The sequence below is a fragment of the Streptomyces sp. SCSIO 30461 genome (assembly GCF_037023745.1).
Taxonomy (GTDB): domain Bacteria; phylum Actinomycetota; class Actinomycetes; order Streptomycetales; family Streptomycetaceae; genus Streptomyces.
Genome location: NZ_CP146101.1, coordinates 7,529,943 through 7,546,088, shown reverse-complemented (window position 1 = coordinate 7,546,088; position 16,146 = coordinate 7,529,943). Strand labels below are relative to the sequence as shown.

At 70.5% G+C, this 16,146-nt stretch carries 14 protein-coding genes; 9 read left to right on the top strand and 5 right to left on the bottom strand.

Going from position 1 to position 16,146, the window contains the following annotated elements; translation table 11 throughout:
* Positions 1-244 precede the first annotated feature (244 nt).
* On the bottom strand, positions 245-1,198 hold the full coding sequence (locus V1460_RS33920) for an HAD-IB family hydrolase (RefSeq protein ID WP_338677416.1): 954 nt from the start codon (positions 1,196-1,198) through the stop codon (positions 245-247).
* Positions 1,199-1,393: 195 nt separating this feature from the next.
* Between V1460_RS33920 and V1460_RS33915 the strand changes: the two genes are divergently transcribed.
* The 8 genes from V1460_RS33915 (at position 1,394) to V1460_RS33880 (ending at position 8,587) form a co-directional block, all read left to right on the top strand.
* A complete protein-coding gene (locus tag V1460_RS33915; protein WP_338677415.1) occupies positions 1,394-1,678 on the top strand; it encodes a glutaredoxin family protein in 285 nt (94 codons plus the stop codon).
* 274 nt (positions 1,679-1,952) lie between these two features.
* Complete coding sequence (locus V1460_RS33910; protein ID WP_338677414.1) at positions 1,953-2,831, top strand: redox-sensing transcriptional repressor Rex; 879 nt, start codon at positions 1,953-1,955, stop codon at positions 2,829-2,831.
* Positions 2,828-4,198: a glutamyl-tRNA reductase gene (locus V1460_RS33905; protein ID WP_338677413.1), complete on the top strand. Its 1,371-nt coding sequence runs from the start codon at positions 2,828-2,830 to the stop codon at positions 4,196-4,198. Before V1460_RS33910 ends, V1460_RS33905 begins: the two co-directional genes overlap by 4 nt.
* Positions 4,195-5,172 (top strand): hydroxymethylbilane synthase, encoded by a 978-nt coding sequence (hemC, locus tag V1460_RS33900; protein ID WP_338677412.1) that lies wholly within the window; start codon positions 4,195-4,197, stop codon positions 5,170-5,172. The genes V1460_RS33905 and hemC overlap by 4 nt, the downstream gene beginning before the upstream one ends.
* Positions 5,169-6,836 carry a bifunctional uroporphyrinogen-III C-methyltransferase/uroporphyrinogen-III synthase gene (locus V1460_RS33895; protein WP_338677411.1) on the top strand — a complete coding sequence of 556 codons (1,668 nt, stop codon included), beginning with the start codon at positions 5,169-5,171 and terminating at the stop codon, positions 6,834-6,836. Before hemC ends, V1460_RS33895 begins: the two co-directional genes overlap by 4 nt.
* Before the next feature lie 213 nt (positions 6,837-7,049).
* Positions 7,050-8,048: a porphobilinogen synthase gene (hemB, locus tag V1460_RS33890; RefSeq protein WP_338677410.1), complete on the top strand. Its 999-nt coding sequence runs from the start codon at positions 7,050-7,052 to the stop codon at positions 8,046-8,048.
* Positions 8,049-8,060: 12 nt separating this feature from the next.
* Positions 8,061-8,246 (top strand): hypothetical protein, encoded by a 186-nt coding sequence (locus V1460_RS33885; protein WP_338677409.1) that lies wholly within the window; start codon positions 8,061-8,063, stop codon positions 8,244-8,246.
* Between the two features lie 71 nt (positions 8,247-8,317).
* Positions 8,318-8,587 carry a DUF1876 domain-containing protein gene (locus V1460_RS33880; protein WP_338677408.1) on the top strand — a complete coding sequence of 90 codons (270 nt, stop codon included), beginning with the start codon at positions 8,318-8,320 and terminating at the stop codon, positions 8,585-8,587.
* A 105-nt stretch (positions 8,588-8,692) separates the two neighbouring features.
* Here the strand turns inward: V1460_RS33880 and argS are convergent, their stop codons facing one another.
* Positions 8,693-10,462 (bottom strand): arginine--tRNA ligase, encoded by a 1,770-nt coding sequence (gene argS / locus V1460_RS33875; protein WP_338677407.1) that lies wholly within the window; start codon positions 10,460-10,462, stop codon positions 8,693-8,695.
* A 312-nt stretch (positions 10,463-10,774) separates the two neighbouring features.
* On the opposite strand from argS, the gene lysS reads away from it, so the two are divergent.
* Complete coding sequence (gene lysS / locus V1460_RS33870) at positions 10,775-12,517, top strand: lysine--tRNA ligase (protein WP_338677406.1); 1,743 nt, start codon at positions 10,775-10,777, stop codon at positions 12,515-12,517.
* Positions 12,518-12,765: 248 nt separating this feature from the next.
* On the opposite strand, the gene V1460_RS33865 is transcribed toward lysS, so the two are convergent.
* From V1460_RS33865 to V1460_RS33855, 3 genes are all read right to left on the bottom strand, one after another.
* A complete protein-coding gene (locus V1460_RS33865; RefSeq protein ID WP_338677404.1) occupies positions 12,766-14,040 on the bottom strand; it encodes a DUF2637 domain-containing protein in 1,275 nt (424 codons plus the stop codon).
* A gap of 255 nt (positions 14,041-14,295) precedes the next feature.
* Positions 14,296-15,030 carry a DUF3558 domain-containing protein gene (locus V1460_RS33860; RefSeq protein ID WP_338677403.1) on the bottom strand — a complete coding sequence of 245 codons (735 nt, stop codon included), beginning with the start codon at positions 15,028-15,030 and terminating at the stop codon, positions 14,296-14,298.
* Positions 15,031-15,187: 157 nt separating this feature from the next.
* Positions 15,188-16,060: a DUF3558 domain-containing protein gene (locus V1460_RS33855; protein WP_338677402.1), complete on the bottom strand. Its 873-nt coding sequence runs from the start codon at positions 16,058-16,060 to the stop codon at positions 15,188-15,190.
* Positions 16,061-16,146 lie beyond the last annotated feature (86 nt).

The following is a 16,146-nucleotide window of genomic DNA, read 5'->3' as shown; positions in this document are numbered from 1 at the left end:
TGGTGTCCGCGGGGAACGGGGTGAACGCACCCGGACGAATGAACCAGCGGGGAATTCGTGCGAATGTGCCCACCGTCCAAGCGGTTGCGGGCACGAGTGGGCAGTGGGTGGCTTAGCTCGGCGTAAATTCGTTCGGAATTGTTCGGGCGCGTGTGCGTGCGGGCGCAGGTGATGGGTGCGGGACGGGTGTGAGGGCGCGGGCCGGGGGTGGCGCGGCTCCGGGCGCGGGTGGCCGCCCCGCGCGTCAGCGGCGCCGTCGGTGCAGCGCGACCGCCGCCGCCGTACCGCCCGCCAGGGCGCCCACACCGGCGGCGGCCGGGATGCCGACCTTCGCCGCCTTGCGGCCCGTGCGGTAGTCCCGCAGCCGCCAGTCGCGCTCCCGCGCGTACTTGCGCAGCTTGGTGTCAGGGTTGATCGCGTACGGGTGGCCGACCAGCGAGAGCATCGGGATGTCGTTGTGCGAGTCGCTGTACGCCGCGCAGCGCCCGAGGTCCAGGCCTTCGGCCGCGGCCAGCGCGCGCACCGCCTCGGCCTTCGCGGGGCCGTGCAGCGGCTCACCCACCAGCTTCCCGGTGTAGACGCCGTCGACGGACTCGGCGACCGTGCCGAGCGCGCCGGTCAGTCCGAGCCGTCTGGCGATGATCGTCGCGGTCTCCACGGGCGCCGCGGTGACCAGCCACACCTTCTGGCCGGCGTCGAGGTGCGCCTGGGCGAGCGCACGCGTGCCGGGCCAGATGCGGTCCGCCATGTACTCGTCGTAGATCTCCTCGCCGATCGACATCAGCTCCGAGACCCGGTGCCCTTTGACGATGGACAGCGCCGACTCGCGCACGTCCTGCATGTGCTCGGGGTCCTCGACTCCGGCGACCCGGAACCACGCCTGCTGCCAGGCGAACCTCGCCAGCTCGCGGCGCTGGAAGAACTTCCGCTTGTACAGCCCCCGGCCGAAGTGGAAGATCGCGGCGCCCTGCATGACGGTGTTGTCCAGGTCGAAGAAGGCGGCGGCCAGGGAGTCTCCGACGACCGGGAAGTCCGGCTCCCGCCGCTGTGACTCCTCACCCTCGCCGACCGCCGTCTCGGCATCGGCTGCGAGCTGCTGCGAGGTCTTGCGGGCAGCCTCGGCGGCGGCCTCGCCTGCCAGCACGCTCCGTGCGGTGGCGGAGCGCCTGCGGGGGGTGAGCCATCCCAGTCCGGCCATGGCGTGAGCATAGCCAGTCCGTCCGCCACTTCCCGACTCGCGGGGATGCGAAGGCGTGAACTCTGCGTGGCCGGGTCGTTAAGCGCGATCACCGGCGTCAGCGGTGTCGGCGGCGCTTCGTATGTGTGGCCGAAAGCACGTTCACCAACTAGTCGGTGCGACCGCGAGTAGAGGGCCGGGGCGGAGAATGGGGGCATGAGTCCTCTGCTGCGGCGCGCGAGACAAGCGAAGAAGAACCCCGCCGAACGGGTCGTGACCCTGATCGGAAAGCCCGGGTGCCATCTCTGCGACGACGCCAGGGCGGTGGTCGAGCGGGTCTGCGCGGAGACGGGGGCCGCGTGGGAGGAGAAGGACATCACGCGTGACGCGGAGCTGCACCGGGCGTACTGGGAGCAGATCCCGGTCGTACTCGTGGACGGTGAGCAGCACACCTTCTGGCGGGTGGACCCGGACCGGCTCCGCCGTGAGCTGGGGGCGTGACCCGAAAGGGGGTTACCATCGTGGGCGTTTTGCCGGTGTCTCGTGGGCGTGGGTGCAAGGAGTGTGGAGCGCGATGCCCCCATCGGGAATTCCACGGCCGGGAGCGGCGAGTGGTTCCGGAATCCCGCTTTCAGTCCGCGTGACCCCGGTCACTTTGGTCGGACAAAGCGGACACCATCTTTGTGCACGCGTTCACAAAGACATAGCCTGCATTCGACGGGGCGGTCCTGGGACGTACGGCCGCCTACAGCCTCGCTCATCCCGCAGGAGCACCGTGGCAACTGGCCGAACTCACCGACCGGCGACTCGTAGCCGAGGAATTCCCGAGGCCACCGTCGCCCGGCTTCCGCTGTACCTGCGCGCGCTGACCGCGCTGTCGGAGCGCTCCGTGCCCACGGTCTCATCGGAGGAACTGGCCGCGGCCGCCGGGGTGAACTCCGCGAAGCTGCGGAAGGACTTCTCCTACCTCGGCTCGTACGGGACCCGCGGTGTCGGCTACGACGTCGAGTACCTCGTCTACCAGATCTCCCGCGAGCTCGGCCTGACTCAGGACTGGCCGGTCGTGATCGTCGGGATCGGCAACCTCGGCGCCGCCCTCGCCAACTACGGCGGCTTCGCCTCCAGGGGCTTCCGGGTGGCCGCGCTGATCGACGCGGATCCGGCGATGGCCGGGAAGCCTGTCGCCGGGATCCCGGTCCAGCACACGGACGAGCTGGAGAAGATCATCTCGGAGAACGGCGTCTCCATCGGGGTCATCGCGACGCCCGCGGGGGCCGCCCAGCAGGTGTGCGACCGGTTGGTCGCCGCGGGTGTCACCTCCATCCTCAATTTCGCGCCCACCGTGCTCTCGGTGCCGGACGGGGTCGACGTACGCAAGGTCGATCTGTCGATCGAACTCCAGATCCTCGCGTTCCACGAGCAGCGCAAGGCCGGCGAGGACACGGACGGCGAGGCGCCCGCCGCCGTACCGCCGGTGGCCGCGCCCGCCGGGGGTCATGCGAACCCCGGGAACCCCGAGGACGCCGCAGGTGCCGGGGCCGCGGCGGGCGCCGGGCCGAGCACCGATGCCGGAACCGGCTCGGGCACGGCAACCACCACCGGATCCGGCCGGAAAGGACCCGACGGGGATGTTCCCGCCGTGATGCCGGCATGAGTCTCCTGGTCGTCGGACTCAGTCACCGCAGCGCCCCGGTCAGCGTGCTGGAGCGTGCCTCACTGTCCCCGGACACGCAGGTCAAGCTGCTCCACGACACCCTCGCCGCGGAGCCCGCCGTCGAGGCGTCCGTGCTCGCCACCTGCAACCGCATCGAGCTGTACGCCGATGTCGACAAGTTCCACGCAGGGGTCGCCGAGCTGTCCACGCTGCTCGCCCGGCACAGCGGCGTCGGCCTGGAAGAGCTGACCCCTTATCTGTACGTGCACTACGAGGACCGCGCCGTCCACCACCTCTTCTCGGTGGCCTGCGGACTCGACTCCATGGTCATCGGTGAGGGCCAGATCCTCGGCCAGATCAAGGACGCCCTCGCACTCGGCCAGGACCTGCACACAGCGGGCCGACTGCTGAACGACCTCTTCCAGCAGTCGCTGCGGGTCGGCAAGCGGGCCCACAGCGAGACCGGGATCGACCGGGCCGGGCAGTCCCTCGTCACCTTCGGGCTCGAACAGCTCGCCCAGGGTGCCGATGTGCACGCCTGGGCGCGGGGCAAGCGCGCCCTGGTCATCGGTGCGGGGTCGATGTCCTCGCTGGCCGCCGCCACTCTCGCACGCGCCGGAGTGGCCGAGGTGGTCGTCGCCAACCGGACCCGTGAGCGTGCCGAGCGGCTGGTCCGGATCCTGACCGAGCCGGGCGGTACGGGCGTGCGCGCCGGCACCGCCGACATGGCGGCGGCCGGTGACGAGCTGACACGTGCCGACATCGTGGTCTCCTGCACCGGTGCGACCGGCCTGGTGCTGGGTGTGGAAGCGGTCGAGGCCGCGCTGAAGAACCGCGAGGCACACGGCGACGGGGCACCGCTCGCGCTGCTCGACCTCGCCATGCCCCGTGACATCGACGCTGCCGTACACCGCATCGGCGGGGTCCGGCTGGTGGACATCGAGTCGCTCGCCGAAGCCTCGGCGGACGCTCCGATGGCCGCCGATGTGGACCAGGTGCGGACCATCGTCGCCGACGAGGTGGCCGCGTTCGGCGCGGCCCAGCGCGCCGCGCACATCACCCCGACCGTGGTCGCGCTGCGTGCCATGGCCGCCGACGTGGTCGCCGGTGAGGTCGCCCGCCTCGATGGCAGGCTCCCCGACCTGGACGAGCGGCAGCGTGCCGAGGTCGCCCAGACCGTGCGCCGCGTGGTCGACAAACTGCTGCACGCACCCACCGTACGGATCAAGCAGCTCGCGGCCGAGCCCGGCGGCGCCGGGTACGCGGACGCGCTGCGCACACTCTTCGACCTCGACCCGGAGACGGTCGCCGCCGTCAGCCGGGCCGACCTGAACGACGCCGACGTCAAGAACCGAGGGCGAGTATGACCGAGAAGGCCGAGAGGGCCGGCAAGGCTCTGAGGCTGGGGACCAGGCGCAGCAAGCTCGCCATGGCTCAGTCCGGGCATGTGGCGGAGGCGGTGACCCGGCTGACCGGCCGACCCGTCGAGCTCGTCGAGATCACCACGTACGGCGACACGTCCCGTGAGCACCTCGCGCAGATCGGTGGCACCGGCGTGTTCGTCACCGCGCTGCGGGACGCGCTGCTCGCCGGCGAGGTGGACTTCGCGGTGCACTCGCTGAAGGACCTGCCGACCGCGCAGCCCGACGAGCTGACGCTGGCGGCGATCCCGCTCCGCGAGGACCCGCGGGATGTGCTGATCGCACGCGACGGGCTGACCTTCGACCGGCTGCCGAACGGCGCCAGGATCGGCACCGGCTCGCCGCGGCGGACGGCCCAGCTGCACGCTCACGCACGGGCGCTCGGGCTGGAGATCGAGACCGTGCCGATCCGGGGGAACATCGACACCCGCATCGGATACGTGCGGAACGGGGAGCTGGACGCCGTGGTGCTTGCCGCGGCCGGGCTGAACCGTATCGGCAGGATCAGCGAGGTGACCGACTTCCTGTCGGTCGACGCCGTGCTGCCCGCCCCCGGCCAGGGCGCTCTGGCGGTCGAATGCCTTTCGGGCAACACCGACCTGGCCGCCGCGCTGGGCGGACTCGACGACCCGGACACCCGGGTCGCCGTGACCGCCGAGCGTTCCCTGCTCGCCGCCCTGGAGGCCGGTTGCAGCGCACCTGTGGGTGCACTCGCCGACCTGTCGGCCGACGCACAGGATGTTCATGAACTGCGCCTGCGCGGAGTCGTCGGTACCACCGACGGCTCGACGCTGGTGCAGCTGTCCACCACCGGTCCCGTACCCATGTCGCATGACGCAGCCGTGGCCATCGGCCGCGAACTCGCGGACGAGATGCTTGCCAAGGGTGCGGCCGGTCTTATGGGGGAGCGAGCACTTTGAGCCCCACCACTACTGCCACATCCGCCTTTTCGGCGTTCTCCGCACGGGGCCATGTCACCTTCCTCGGCGCCGGTCCCGGCGATCCGGGGCTGCTGACGCTGCGCGCCGTCGAGGCGCTGGCGGGCGCGGACGTACTGATCGCCGAGCCCGATGTCCTGGAGGTCGTTCGCGGCCATGCGCGGGCAGGCGTGAGCACGCCGGAGCTGACGGTTCTTGACGAGGCGTCAACAACCGCTGATGTCCCTGTGTTGAGGGATGCGGCCAATCTTGTCATGGAGGCCGCACGGGGCGGCAAGCGGGTCGTGCGTGCGGTGGGCGGTGACCCCGGGCTCGACGGAAACGCAGGCCAGGAGATGCTCGCCTGCGCAGCCGCGGGCATCCCGTTCGAGGTCGTCCCCGGTGTCGCCACCGCCGTGGGTGTGCCCGCCTATGCGGGTGTGCCACTGCGCGACGGCCAGGGCACCGATGTGCGCTTCATCGACGCGCGAACGGCCGACGAGCGCTGCTGGACCGAGGTCGGCGCCTCGGACGGCACCGTCGTGGTGTCCACCTCGCTGGACGCGGTGGCCGCCGCGGCAGGCGAGCTGGTCGCGGCCGGGCGCAAGCCCGACACCCCGCTGACGGTGACCGTGGCCGGTACGACCACGCGGCAGCGGACGTGGACGGCGACGCTCGGGACCATCGCCCAGGTGTTCAAGCAGGGGAAGGTGCTCCCGTCGCCCGAGGGGCACCGGCCGGTCATAGCCGTGGTCGGCGAGCGCAGTGCCCCGGCCCGGCGTGAGCAGCTCGCGTGGTTCGAGTCCAAGCCGCTGTTCGGCTGGCGGGTGCTCGTACCGCGGACCAAGGAGCAGGCGGCCTCGCTTTCCGACCAGCTGCGCTCATACGGCGCTGTGCCGCACGAGGTGCCGACGATCGCCGTCGAGCCGCCGCGCACGCCCCAGCAGATGGAGCGAGCGGTCAAGGGCCTGGTGACCGGTCGCTATGAGTGGATCGCCTTCACCAGCGTCAACGCGGTCAAGGCGGTGCGCGAGAAGTTCGAGGAGTACGGGCTCGACGCCCGCGCCTTCGCGGGGATCAAGGTCGCCGCGGTGGGCGAGCAGACCGCGCACGCGCTGATCGACTTCGGCGTCAAGCCGGACCTGGTGCCCAGCGGTGAGCAGTCGGCGGCCGGACTGCTGGAGGACTGGCCGCCGTACGACCCGGTCTTCGACCCGATCGACCGGGTGTTCCTGCCGCGGGCCGACATCGCCACGGAGACCCTGGTCGCCGGTCTGATCGAGCTCGGGTGGGAGGTCGACGACGTCACGGCCTACCGCACGGTGCGGGCTTCGCCGCCACCGGCGGACACCCGTGAGGCGATCAAGGGCGGCGGTTTCGACGCCGTGCTCTTCACGTCGTCGTCGACGGTGCGCAACCTGGTGGGCATCGCCGGGAAGCCGCACAACGTCACCGTGATCGCCTGTATCGGCCCCGCAACCGCCAAGACCGCGGAGGAGCACGGGCTGCGGGTGGACGTGCTGTCGCCCGAGCCTTCGGTGCACAAGCTGGCTGAGGCGCTGGCGCAGTTCGGCGCACAGCGCCGGGAGGCCGCTCTCGAGGCGGGCGACCCGGTGACCCGGCCGAGCGAGCGGCGGCCGGGTGCGCGGCGGCGGCGTACGACGTGAGCTGAGTGGCGTGTGAGGGGCCACGGGCATGCCCCCGTGGCCTCTTCGTCATATACGGCGCCGTGTGGGTCCTTGTGCACGTCCGCGCATGTGTCCGTGCGTATGGGCACTCGTGCGCGTCGTCGTCCGTGGCGTCGTGAAGGCGGTGGGGCCGCGGGTGCACCGGCGCACTGTCGGTAAGTGCGCGCACAGGACGGGCGTAACGTGGGCCGTATGACTGTGTACGGATCCTTTCCCGGCGCGCGGCCGCGACGGCTGCGTACCAGCCCCGCGATGCGCCGCATGGTCGCCGAGACCCGGCTCCATCCGGCGGACCTCATCCTTCCCGCGTTCGTCCGGGAGGGGGTGAGCGCGCCGGTGCCCATCGCTGCGATGCCCGGAGTGGTCCAGCACTCGCTGGACACGCTGCGTAAGGCCGCCGTCGAGGCTCGGGAAGCCGGTGTCTCCGGGATCATGCTGTTCGGTGTGCCTGAGGACGCCAAGAAGGACGCGGCGGGGACCGCGGGCACCGACCCGGACGGCATCCTCCAGACCGCCATCCGAGCCGTGAAGGACGAGGTCGGCGACGAGCTCGTGATCATGTCGGACCTGTGTCTGGACGAGTACACCGACCACGGCCACTGCGGTGTGCTGGACGCCGATGGCCGGGTGGACAACGACGCCACACTGGAGCGGTATGCCGAGATGGCGCAGGTCCAGGCGGATGCAGGCGTCCACGTGGTGGGCCCCAGCGGGATGATGGACGGTCAGGTCGGTGTAGTCCGGGATGCCCTGGACACCATCGGCAAGGAGGACGTCTCGATCCTCGCCTACACCGTCAAGTACTCCTCGGCCTTCTACGGGCCGTTCCGCGAGGCCGTCGGGTCCTCCCTGACGGGCGACCGCAAGACCTACCAGCAGGACCCGGCGAATCTGCGCGAGTCCCTGCGCGAGCTGGCCCTCGACCTTGAGGAGGGCGCCGACATGGTGATGGTCAAGCCCGCGGGGCCGTATCTGGATGTGCTGGCACGGGTGGCGGACGCGGTGGACGTGCCGGTGGCCGCGTACCAGATCTCCGGTGAGTACGCCATGGTCGAGGCGGCGGCCGAGAAGGGCTGGATCGACCGCGACAAGGCGATCCTGGAGGCCCTGACGGGGATCAGGCGGGCGGGTGCGCAGATGATCCTGACGTACTGGGCGACGGAGGTCGCACAGAAGCTCGACCGCGACTGACATCTCTCGACCGTGTCCGGCGTCGGGCATCTGATGCCCGACGCCCGACGTTTGAGGGCGCTCGGCTGGACCAGGGGCGACGAGAAGGACACGGTGATCATCAAGGCAGGGGCGGCAAACCCTTCAGCACCCCGTGCGATCGGGGCGCGCAAGGTGTACGACTACTGGCCCGACAAGAAGGAGTGGGTCGCCCAGTGACGTGGTGATCATCGGCCGGACGGCGCACTCTGGGAACTGGTGGTGAGTGATACCGCTGGAGGTGATCTCTCATGGAGACGCTCACCGGATGGCATGTCGAGATGGAATTCCGTGAGGACGGCGACAAGACGAAGGCCGCCGCGATGCTCCGCCTCGCCGACGGTACGGAGGTGCGGGGCCATGGCAACGCCAACCGTCACCCCTCCGACCCGGGACAGCTCAGAGTCGGCGAGGAGATCGCGGGCGGCCGGGCGCTGAAGGACATCGCGAGCCAGTTGCTGGACAAGGCGCATGACGAGATAGAGGAGGCCACGGGTCGCTCCGCGCACCCCCTGAGGTGAGGTGACCGATCGGCGACCGGACAGGTGCCGGACACAGGGCGGCCCCCGGCGATACTCGATTGCCGGGGGCCGCCCTGTGTCGTGTGTCCGACCGGCGCCGCCGCGTCAGAGGCGCTCGGGGGTCCGGATGCCCAGCAGCGCCATGCCCTGGTGCAGCGTGCGGGCGGTCAGGTCGATCAGGAACAACCGGTTCTCGAAGACCTCCACCGTGTTGTCCGCGCTGATGACCTGGCACTGGTCGTAGAAGGTCGTCAGGTGGGTGGCCAGCTGGTAGAGGTACGCGGCCAGTTTGTGCGGTTCGTACGAGGTGGCCACCTCGGCGAGCACTTCGCCGAACTGGTCCAGGTGCAGCCCGAGTGCGCGCTCGGCCGGGGCGAGCTCCAGCTCCGGGTGCGCGGCGGGCTTCGCGTCGCCCGCCTTGCGCAGGATCGACCGGATTCGGGCGTACGCGTACTGGAGGTAGACGGATGTGTCGCCGTTGAGCGACACCATCTGATCCAGGTCGAACTTGTAGTCCCGCACCGCCGAGGTCGACAGGTCGGCGTACTTCACCGCGCCGATGCCGACCTGCGCGCCGTTCTCCACGATCTCCCGCTCGCTCAGGCCGACCTTGCCGGCCTTCTCGCGCACCACGGAGGTGGCCCGGTCGATCGCCTCGTCCAGCAGGTCGACCAGCCGCACCGTCTCGCCCTCGCGGGTCTTGAACGGCTTGCCGTCCTTGCCGAGGACCGTGCCGAAGGCCAGCTGGACGGCCTTGACCTCGTCGTTCAGCCAGCCGGCCCTGCGGGCGGTCTCGAAGACCATCTTGAAGTGCAGCGACTGCCGGGCGTCCACCACGTACAGCAGGGAGTCGGCGCCGAGGTTCTGCACCCGGTCGCGGATCGCGGACAGGTCCGTGGCCGCGTAGCCGTAACCGCCGTTCGACTTCTGGACGATCAGCGGCACCGGATTGCCGTCCGGTCCTTTCACATCGTCGAAGAACACGCACAGCGCGCCTTCGGAGCGCACGGCGACCCCCGACTCCTCGAGGATCCGGCAGGTCTCGGCCAGCATGTCGTTGTAGCCGGACTCGCCGACGACATCGGGGTCGCGGATGTCCATGTCGAGCTTGTCGAAGACCGAGTAGAAGTAGATCTTCGACTCGTCCACGAACTTCTGCCAGAGGGCGAGTGTCTGCCGGTCGCCGGACTGGAGCTCCACCACCCGGCGCCTGGCCCGCTCCTTGAACTCCTCGTCGGAGTCGAACAGAGCCCGCGACGCCTTGTAGAGGCGGTTGAGGTTGGACATGGCTTCTTCGCCGGAGACGGCGGCCTCGTCCTCGTGGTCCAGCTCGTGCGGGTGCTCGATCAGATACTGGATGAGCATGCCGAACTGGGTGCCCCAGTCGCCGATGTGGTGCCGCCGGACCACCTTCTCGCCGGTGAACTCCAGGATCTGCACCATGGCGTCGCCGATCACCGCCGAACGCAGATGGCCGACGTGCATCTCCTTCGCCACGTTCGGCTGGGCGTAGTCGATCACCGTGGTGCCGGCGCCGGCCGCGAACGGAACGCCGATGCGGTCGTCGGCTGCCCGGGCGGCGAGGGTCCTCACGATCGCCTCGTCGGAGATCGTGATGTTCAGGAAGCCGGGTCCGGAGACCTCGATGTCCTTCAGCACGTCACCGGCCGGGATCGCGTCGACCACCTTGGTCGCCAGCTCGCGCGGGTTGCCCTTCAGCTTCTTGGCGAGTGCCAGGATGCCGTTGGCCTGGAAGTCGGCCCGGTCGCTTCGTCGCAGCAGCGGGTCGACGGAGCCGGCTTCCGGCAGAGCTGCCGAAAGGGCGTCCGTGAGGCGCTGCTGCACGGTCGAAGCGAGGGAAGGGACCGAGGCCATGAGCTTCCGTTCCTGTCGGTTGTCGATGAGGGGCGCCGACCGTGTCCGGCCGGTGACTGAATCGGTAGTCAAGTGTCCCACGGGGTGGCAACCCGTTTCTCCCGCCCTCGCTGCTCCTGTGGAAAACCGCGTGACGCGGCGATCGGGCTCGTGGTGCCCTGTGGACAACCTCCGGGCCCACGGATTCGTCTGGGAGAATGACCGAGCCGGACTCGACAGGGTTCAGCCCCGGGAGCGGGGAGCAAGTCCCACACAGGTCCCGCACCAGCCCCATACCCGCCCTACCAAGCATTCGCCCGAGCATCCAAGGACGTGCCGATCGTGGCTCAGAGCAGCACCGAGACCGACTGGGTCTCCCGTTTCGCGGACGATGTCATCGCCGAGTCGGAACGGCGTGCGCCCGGGAAACCGGTCGTCGTTGCCTCTGGCCTGTCCCCGTCCGGCCCCATCCATCTGGGCAATCTGCGTGAGGTGATGACGCCGCACCTGGTCGCCGACGAGATCCGCCGGCGTGGGCACGAAGTCCGTCATGTCATCTCCTGGGACGACTATGACCGTTACCGCAAGGTCCCGGACGGCATCCCGGGCATCGACAAGTCCGCCTGGGCCGAGCACATCGGCAAGCCGCTGACTTCGGTGCCCGCCCCCGAGGGCTCGCCGCATCCGAACTGGGCCGAGCACTTCAAGGCGGCGATGGTCGAGTCACTGGCCGAGCTCGGTGTCGAGTTCGACCCGATCAGCCAGACCGAGCAGTACACCACGGGTGCCTACCGCGAGCAGATCCTGCACGCCATGAAGCAGCGCGTCGTGATCGACGGGATCCTCGACCAGTACCGCACCAAGGGCAAGGCTCCCGGTAGGAAGCCGCAGCAGAAGCCGGTGGACGAGGCCGAGCTGGAGGCCGCGGAGGGCTCCGGAGCGGCGAGCGAGGACGACGGCAGCGGCGGCTCCGCGGGGTACTTCCCGTACAAGCCGTACTGCGGCAACTGCGAGAAGGACCTCACCACGGTCACCTCGTACATCGACGCGACCACCGAGCTGACGTACTCCTGCACGGCCTGCGGCTTCTCCGAGACGGTCAGGCTGAGCGAGTTCAACCGCGGCAAGCTGGTCTGGAAGGTCGACTGGCCGATGCGCTGGGCCTACGAGGGCGTGATCTTCGAGCCCAGCGGTGTGGACCACTCCTCGCCCGGTTCGTCCTTCGTCGTGGGCGGGCAGATCGTCCGTGAGATCTTCGACGGAGTCCAGCCGATCGGCCCCATGTACGCCTTCGTGGGGATCTCCGGCATGGCGAAGATGTCGTCCTCCCGCGGCGGGGTGCCGACGGCCGCCGACGCGCTGAAGATCATGGAAGCGCCGCTGCTGCGCTGGCTGTACGCACGCCGCAAGCCCAACCAGTCCTTCAAGATCGCCTTCGACCAGGAGATCCAGCGCCTGTACGACGAGTGGGACAAGCTGGAGGGCAAGGTCGCCGACGGTTCGGCGCTCCCGGCCGACGCCGCGGCGCATTCGCGCGCGGTCCGTACCGCGGCGGGCGAGCTGCCGCGTACCCCGCGCCCGCTGCCGTACCGCACGCTCGCCTCGGTCGCGGACATCACGGCCGGCCACGACGAGCAGACCCTGCGGATCCTCAGCGAGCTCGACCCGGCCAACCCGCTGAGCTCCCTGGACGTCGTCCGGCCCCGGCTCGACCGCGCGGAGAACTGGATCACCACCCAGGTCCCCGCCGACGCCCGCACCGTCGTGCGCTCCGAGCCCGACACCGAGCTGCTCGGCTCGCTGGACGACGAGGGCCGGCAGTCACTGCGGCTGCTGCTTGACGGCCTGGACTCGCACTGGTCGCTCGACGGCCTGACGACGCTGGTCTACGGCGTCCCGAAGATCATGGCGGGTCTGGCGCCTGACGCCAAGCCCACCCCGGAGCTGAAGGTCGCCCAGCGGTCCTTCTTCGCCCTGCTCTACCGCCTGCTCGTCAGCCGGGAGACCGGCCCCCGGCTGCCGACGCTGCTGCTCGCCGTGGGCGCCGACCGGGTGCGCAAGCTGCTCGCGGCCTGACGCCGTGCCCGCAAGGGCCCCGGTCGCACCGGGACGCGGTGCGACCGGGGCCCTTGTCCGCTGTCCGCGCATGGTCCGTCCAGCGGTGGGATGTCCGGTGAGGGCACATCGGCGCGGCTCACGGATCCGGAGCGGTGCCGCACGCGCGCCCCACGGTGCCGCCGCTGTTCGCCGAGGCTGGAGAGCATGGTCGTCCGAGGTCGTCCGAGGTCGTCCGTGGGAGGAGAACCGCCGTCAGCGGGCAGGCCTCAGGCGATGTGGTCTTCCATCAGTTCGTTGTTGAGGCGTGCCGCGAACCGCTCGTAGTGCTGGCTCAGATCGCGGGCCGGTAGGCGCAGCCCGTACGCGGCCTCGACGTTCGACGCGAACGCGCCGGGCGTCGGCATGCCCTCGCCCTCTATCGACTGCCGGAACACCTGGTACAGGTTCTCCTCCGACGGCAGTGCTTCCTGCACTCCCTCACCCAGGGGGCGCGTGCCGCCTGCCCCGTTCGGAACCCGGAACCGCGCCTCGGCCTCGGACGCGGCCTCGGGTGCGGGCTGGGGCGCGGGAGAGGTCGCGGGCTCTGCAGTGCGTTGCCGAGGGACCGGGACCTGCTGCGGCTGCTCCTCGTACCAAGCCTCGTATTCCGGGACCGGAGTGTAGGTGGGCTGCTCGAAGTTCGGGTCGTAGCCGCCCTGGTACTCGACGTTCTTGGGGGTGGCGAACCACTGGCTCGTGTCCTGCTCGGCGCCTGCGACCGGCGCTTGGGCCCGGGGTTGCGCCTGGGCTTGGGCTGCTCTGGTGGGTTCGAGTTCCGGCGCCGAAGCCGCGGTGACCGCCGGGTTCGGCGGCAGCAGTACGGGGTCGATTCCGGCTGCCGCGAGCCCGGACGGGGCCGTCTCGGCAAGCGGTACACCGTAGCGGGCCAGCCGCAGCGGCATCAGCGCTTCGACCGGGGCCTTGCGCCGCCAAGCCCGGCCGAACCGGGCCTGGAGCCGCGCCTGGTAGATCAGCCGCTCCTGCTCCAGCTTGATGACCTGGTCGTAGGAGCGCAGTTCCCACAACTTCATCCGGCGCCACAGTCGGAAGGTGGGCACCGGTGAGAGCAGCCAGCGGGTGAGCCTGACGCCCTCCATGTGCTTGTCGGCGGTGATGTCCGCGATCCGGCCGACCGCGTGTCGCGCGGCCTCGACCGAGACCACGAACAGCACGGGGATCACGGCGTGCATGCCGACGCCCAGCGGGTCCGGCCAGGCGGCGGCGCCGTTGAACGCGATCGTGGCGGCTGTCAGCAGCCACGCCGTCTGGCGAAGCAGCGGGAACGGGATACGGATCCAGGTCAGCAGCAGGTCGAGCGCGAGGAGTACGCAGATGCCCGCGTCGATACCGATCGGGAAGACGAGGGAGAAGCTGCCGAATCCTTTCTGCTCGGCAAGCTCGCGCACGGCGGCGTACGACCCGGCGAAGCCGATCCCGGCGATGATCACCGCACCGGCCACGACGACGCCGATCAGTATCCGGTGCGTGCGTGTCAGCTGCATCGCGGCCACCCGCGACCCCCTCCCATCAAGCCCGATATCCAGTTCCGGCGCTCAGACCGCACCGCCCATCCGGGCCACCCGGTGCGCCATGGGCGCGTGCCCCGTGCCCGGACGCGGGCCAAGCCTGGCACATGTTTCCGGAACCCGGGCCTCCAGGCAGGTGGCGATGCCCGCCGACCGCCCGCGTGCCCCCCTGGACGTCGGGGCCGGGCCGGCACGGCACCCGGCCCCGGGGCGCCGGTGAGTCGGCGGCGGCTACTTGTTGGCCGCGGCGACCGCGGACGTCGCTTCCTTGGCCGCCTTGACCGCGTCCTTCATGAGGTCGCCGGCGTCGGGCGACTTGGCCCCGGCGTAACCGGCGCCGTTGTAGCCGAGGGTCACCACGATGTTGCCGGTGCGGGCCACGATGGTCGCGTACCTGAAGGTCTCGTCCGTCTTCTTGAGCTCGAACGCGACCGCGGCCGCCTCGTCACCCACGCCCGTGGCAGTGGACTTCGCGACCTTCTTGGCGCCGTCCGTGGCCGCGGTCTTGGCAACTGCCTTCTTGAACGCCTCCTGGGCGCGCTGCTGGCCGCTGCCGAGGCTCGCGTCGGACTCGTAGCGGAGGAAGGAGACGTCGAGCCAGCGGTAGTTCGAGCCCTTGACGCCCTTGTCCTCAAGGCCGTTCCAGGAGCAGCCGCCGCGGAGGCCGGAGTCGCTTGAGGTGCCCTCGGTGCCGGCCTTGTTCTTGACCTTGGGCACCAGGTCCTCGACGGTCTTGGTGCTGAGCGACTTGCACGGGGCGGGCAGCTTGGCGTACTTCGCCGGCGCGACGGTCGCGGCCGACTCCTTGGGGGCCGGGGACTGCTGGGACGAGCCGCCAGGGGAATTGCCCGACTTACCCGTCTTGCTCTCAGTGTCCGAATCCGACGAGCAGCCGGCGACGACGAGCATCACCGGGACGGCGGCGCAGGCGAGTATGCGGGTGAGTCGCGGGGCTGATCGGTGCATGGTTCCTTCAGTCGTGAGTCGTACGGTCCGCCGGTGCGAGCCGGCGGGTGCGGCCACGGTACGCCGGACACGTTACGCGGGCGGCGGTGTCGGGGAAGATCGCGACCTGGCGCCGACCGTGGCCCGCCGCGCCTCGCGCGAGGGGGGTGCGGGCGGGTCAGTCGTTGAAGCGCTCGGCCAGATTCCGGGCCAGGGCCTGCGCCTTTTCCTGGAGCTCCCCGCTGTCGGGCACCTCCGTGATGCGGCCGGGCTGCTCCGCGTACTCGACGGTCACGATCACATTGGATGTGCGGAATACCACGCTCACCGTGCGGCGCTGGGCGGTGGAACCGGAGCGTGTGAGGACATCGTCGATGAATGCCGCGTCGCCGAGTCCGTCGAGCTCGCGGGGTTCGAGCCCGTCGGGAGTGGCCGTCGCGTCCGGGGAGCCGGAGGTGCTCGGAGAGCTCGCGGCGCGGGGTGCGCCCGAGGGGCTCTCCTCGGGCGCGGGGGTGCCCGGGGTCGTGCCGCCCGCAGGGCTCGTGGAGCCGCCGGGGGTCCCGGACCGCTGGGCCGTCTCCTCGCGGGGGCCGACGACGGGCGCGGGGAGCTGTGCCGCCTCCTGCTTGCGGGCGTAGACCCCCTGTGCCTGGTCGTCGTCGCTGACGGCGGGGTCGTACGACACCACGCGCTCGACGTCGATCCGCAACCGGTGTGAGGCCTCCGTGCCGTCGGCCTTCCAACTGCATCCGACCCTGCGGTCCGTGTCGTAGGTGATGGCGGGCGTGCCCTGTACGGCCTTCGACTGCTGGTCCGCGGGCAGTTCGGCCGCGCCGGGGAGCATCTCCAGGAGGGTGGCTGCGGGGACCGCTCCGCAGGGTTCGTAGAGCGTGCGGTACTTGCCGGGGGCGGCGGCAGGGGCTTTGGAGCTGCCCGGCTTGGTGTCGTCGCCGGACCTACTGTCGCCGGCCCCCGAGGTGCAGCCGGCGGCGAGCACGGCGAGGAGCGCCGCCAGCGCGGGTACGTACGCCTTTGCCGCCTTGCGCTGCACAGTGCCGCTCCTCTTCTCTCGTCCCGCGCCGATGGGCTGCTCAGCTCGCAGGGTCCGCCGCGAGTCCGTTCGCGGGCCCCGTCTGC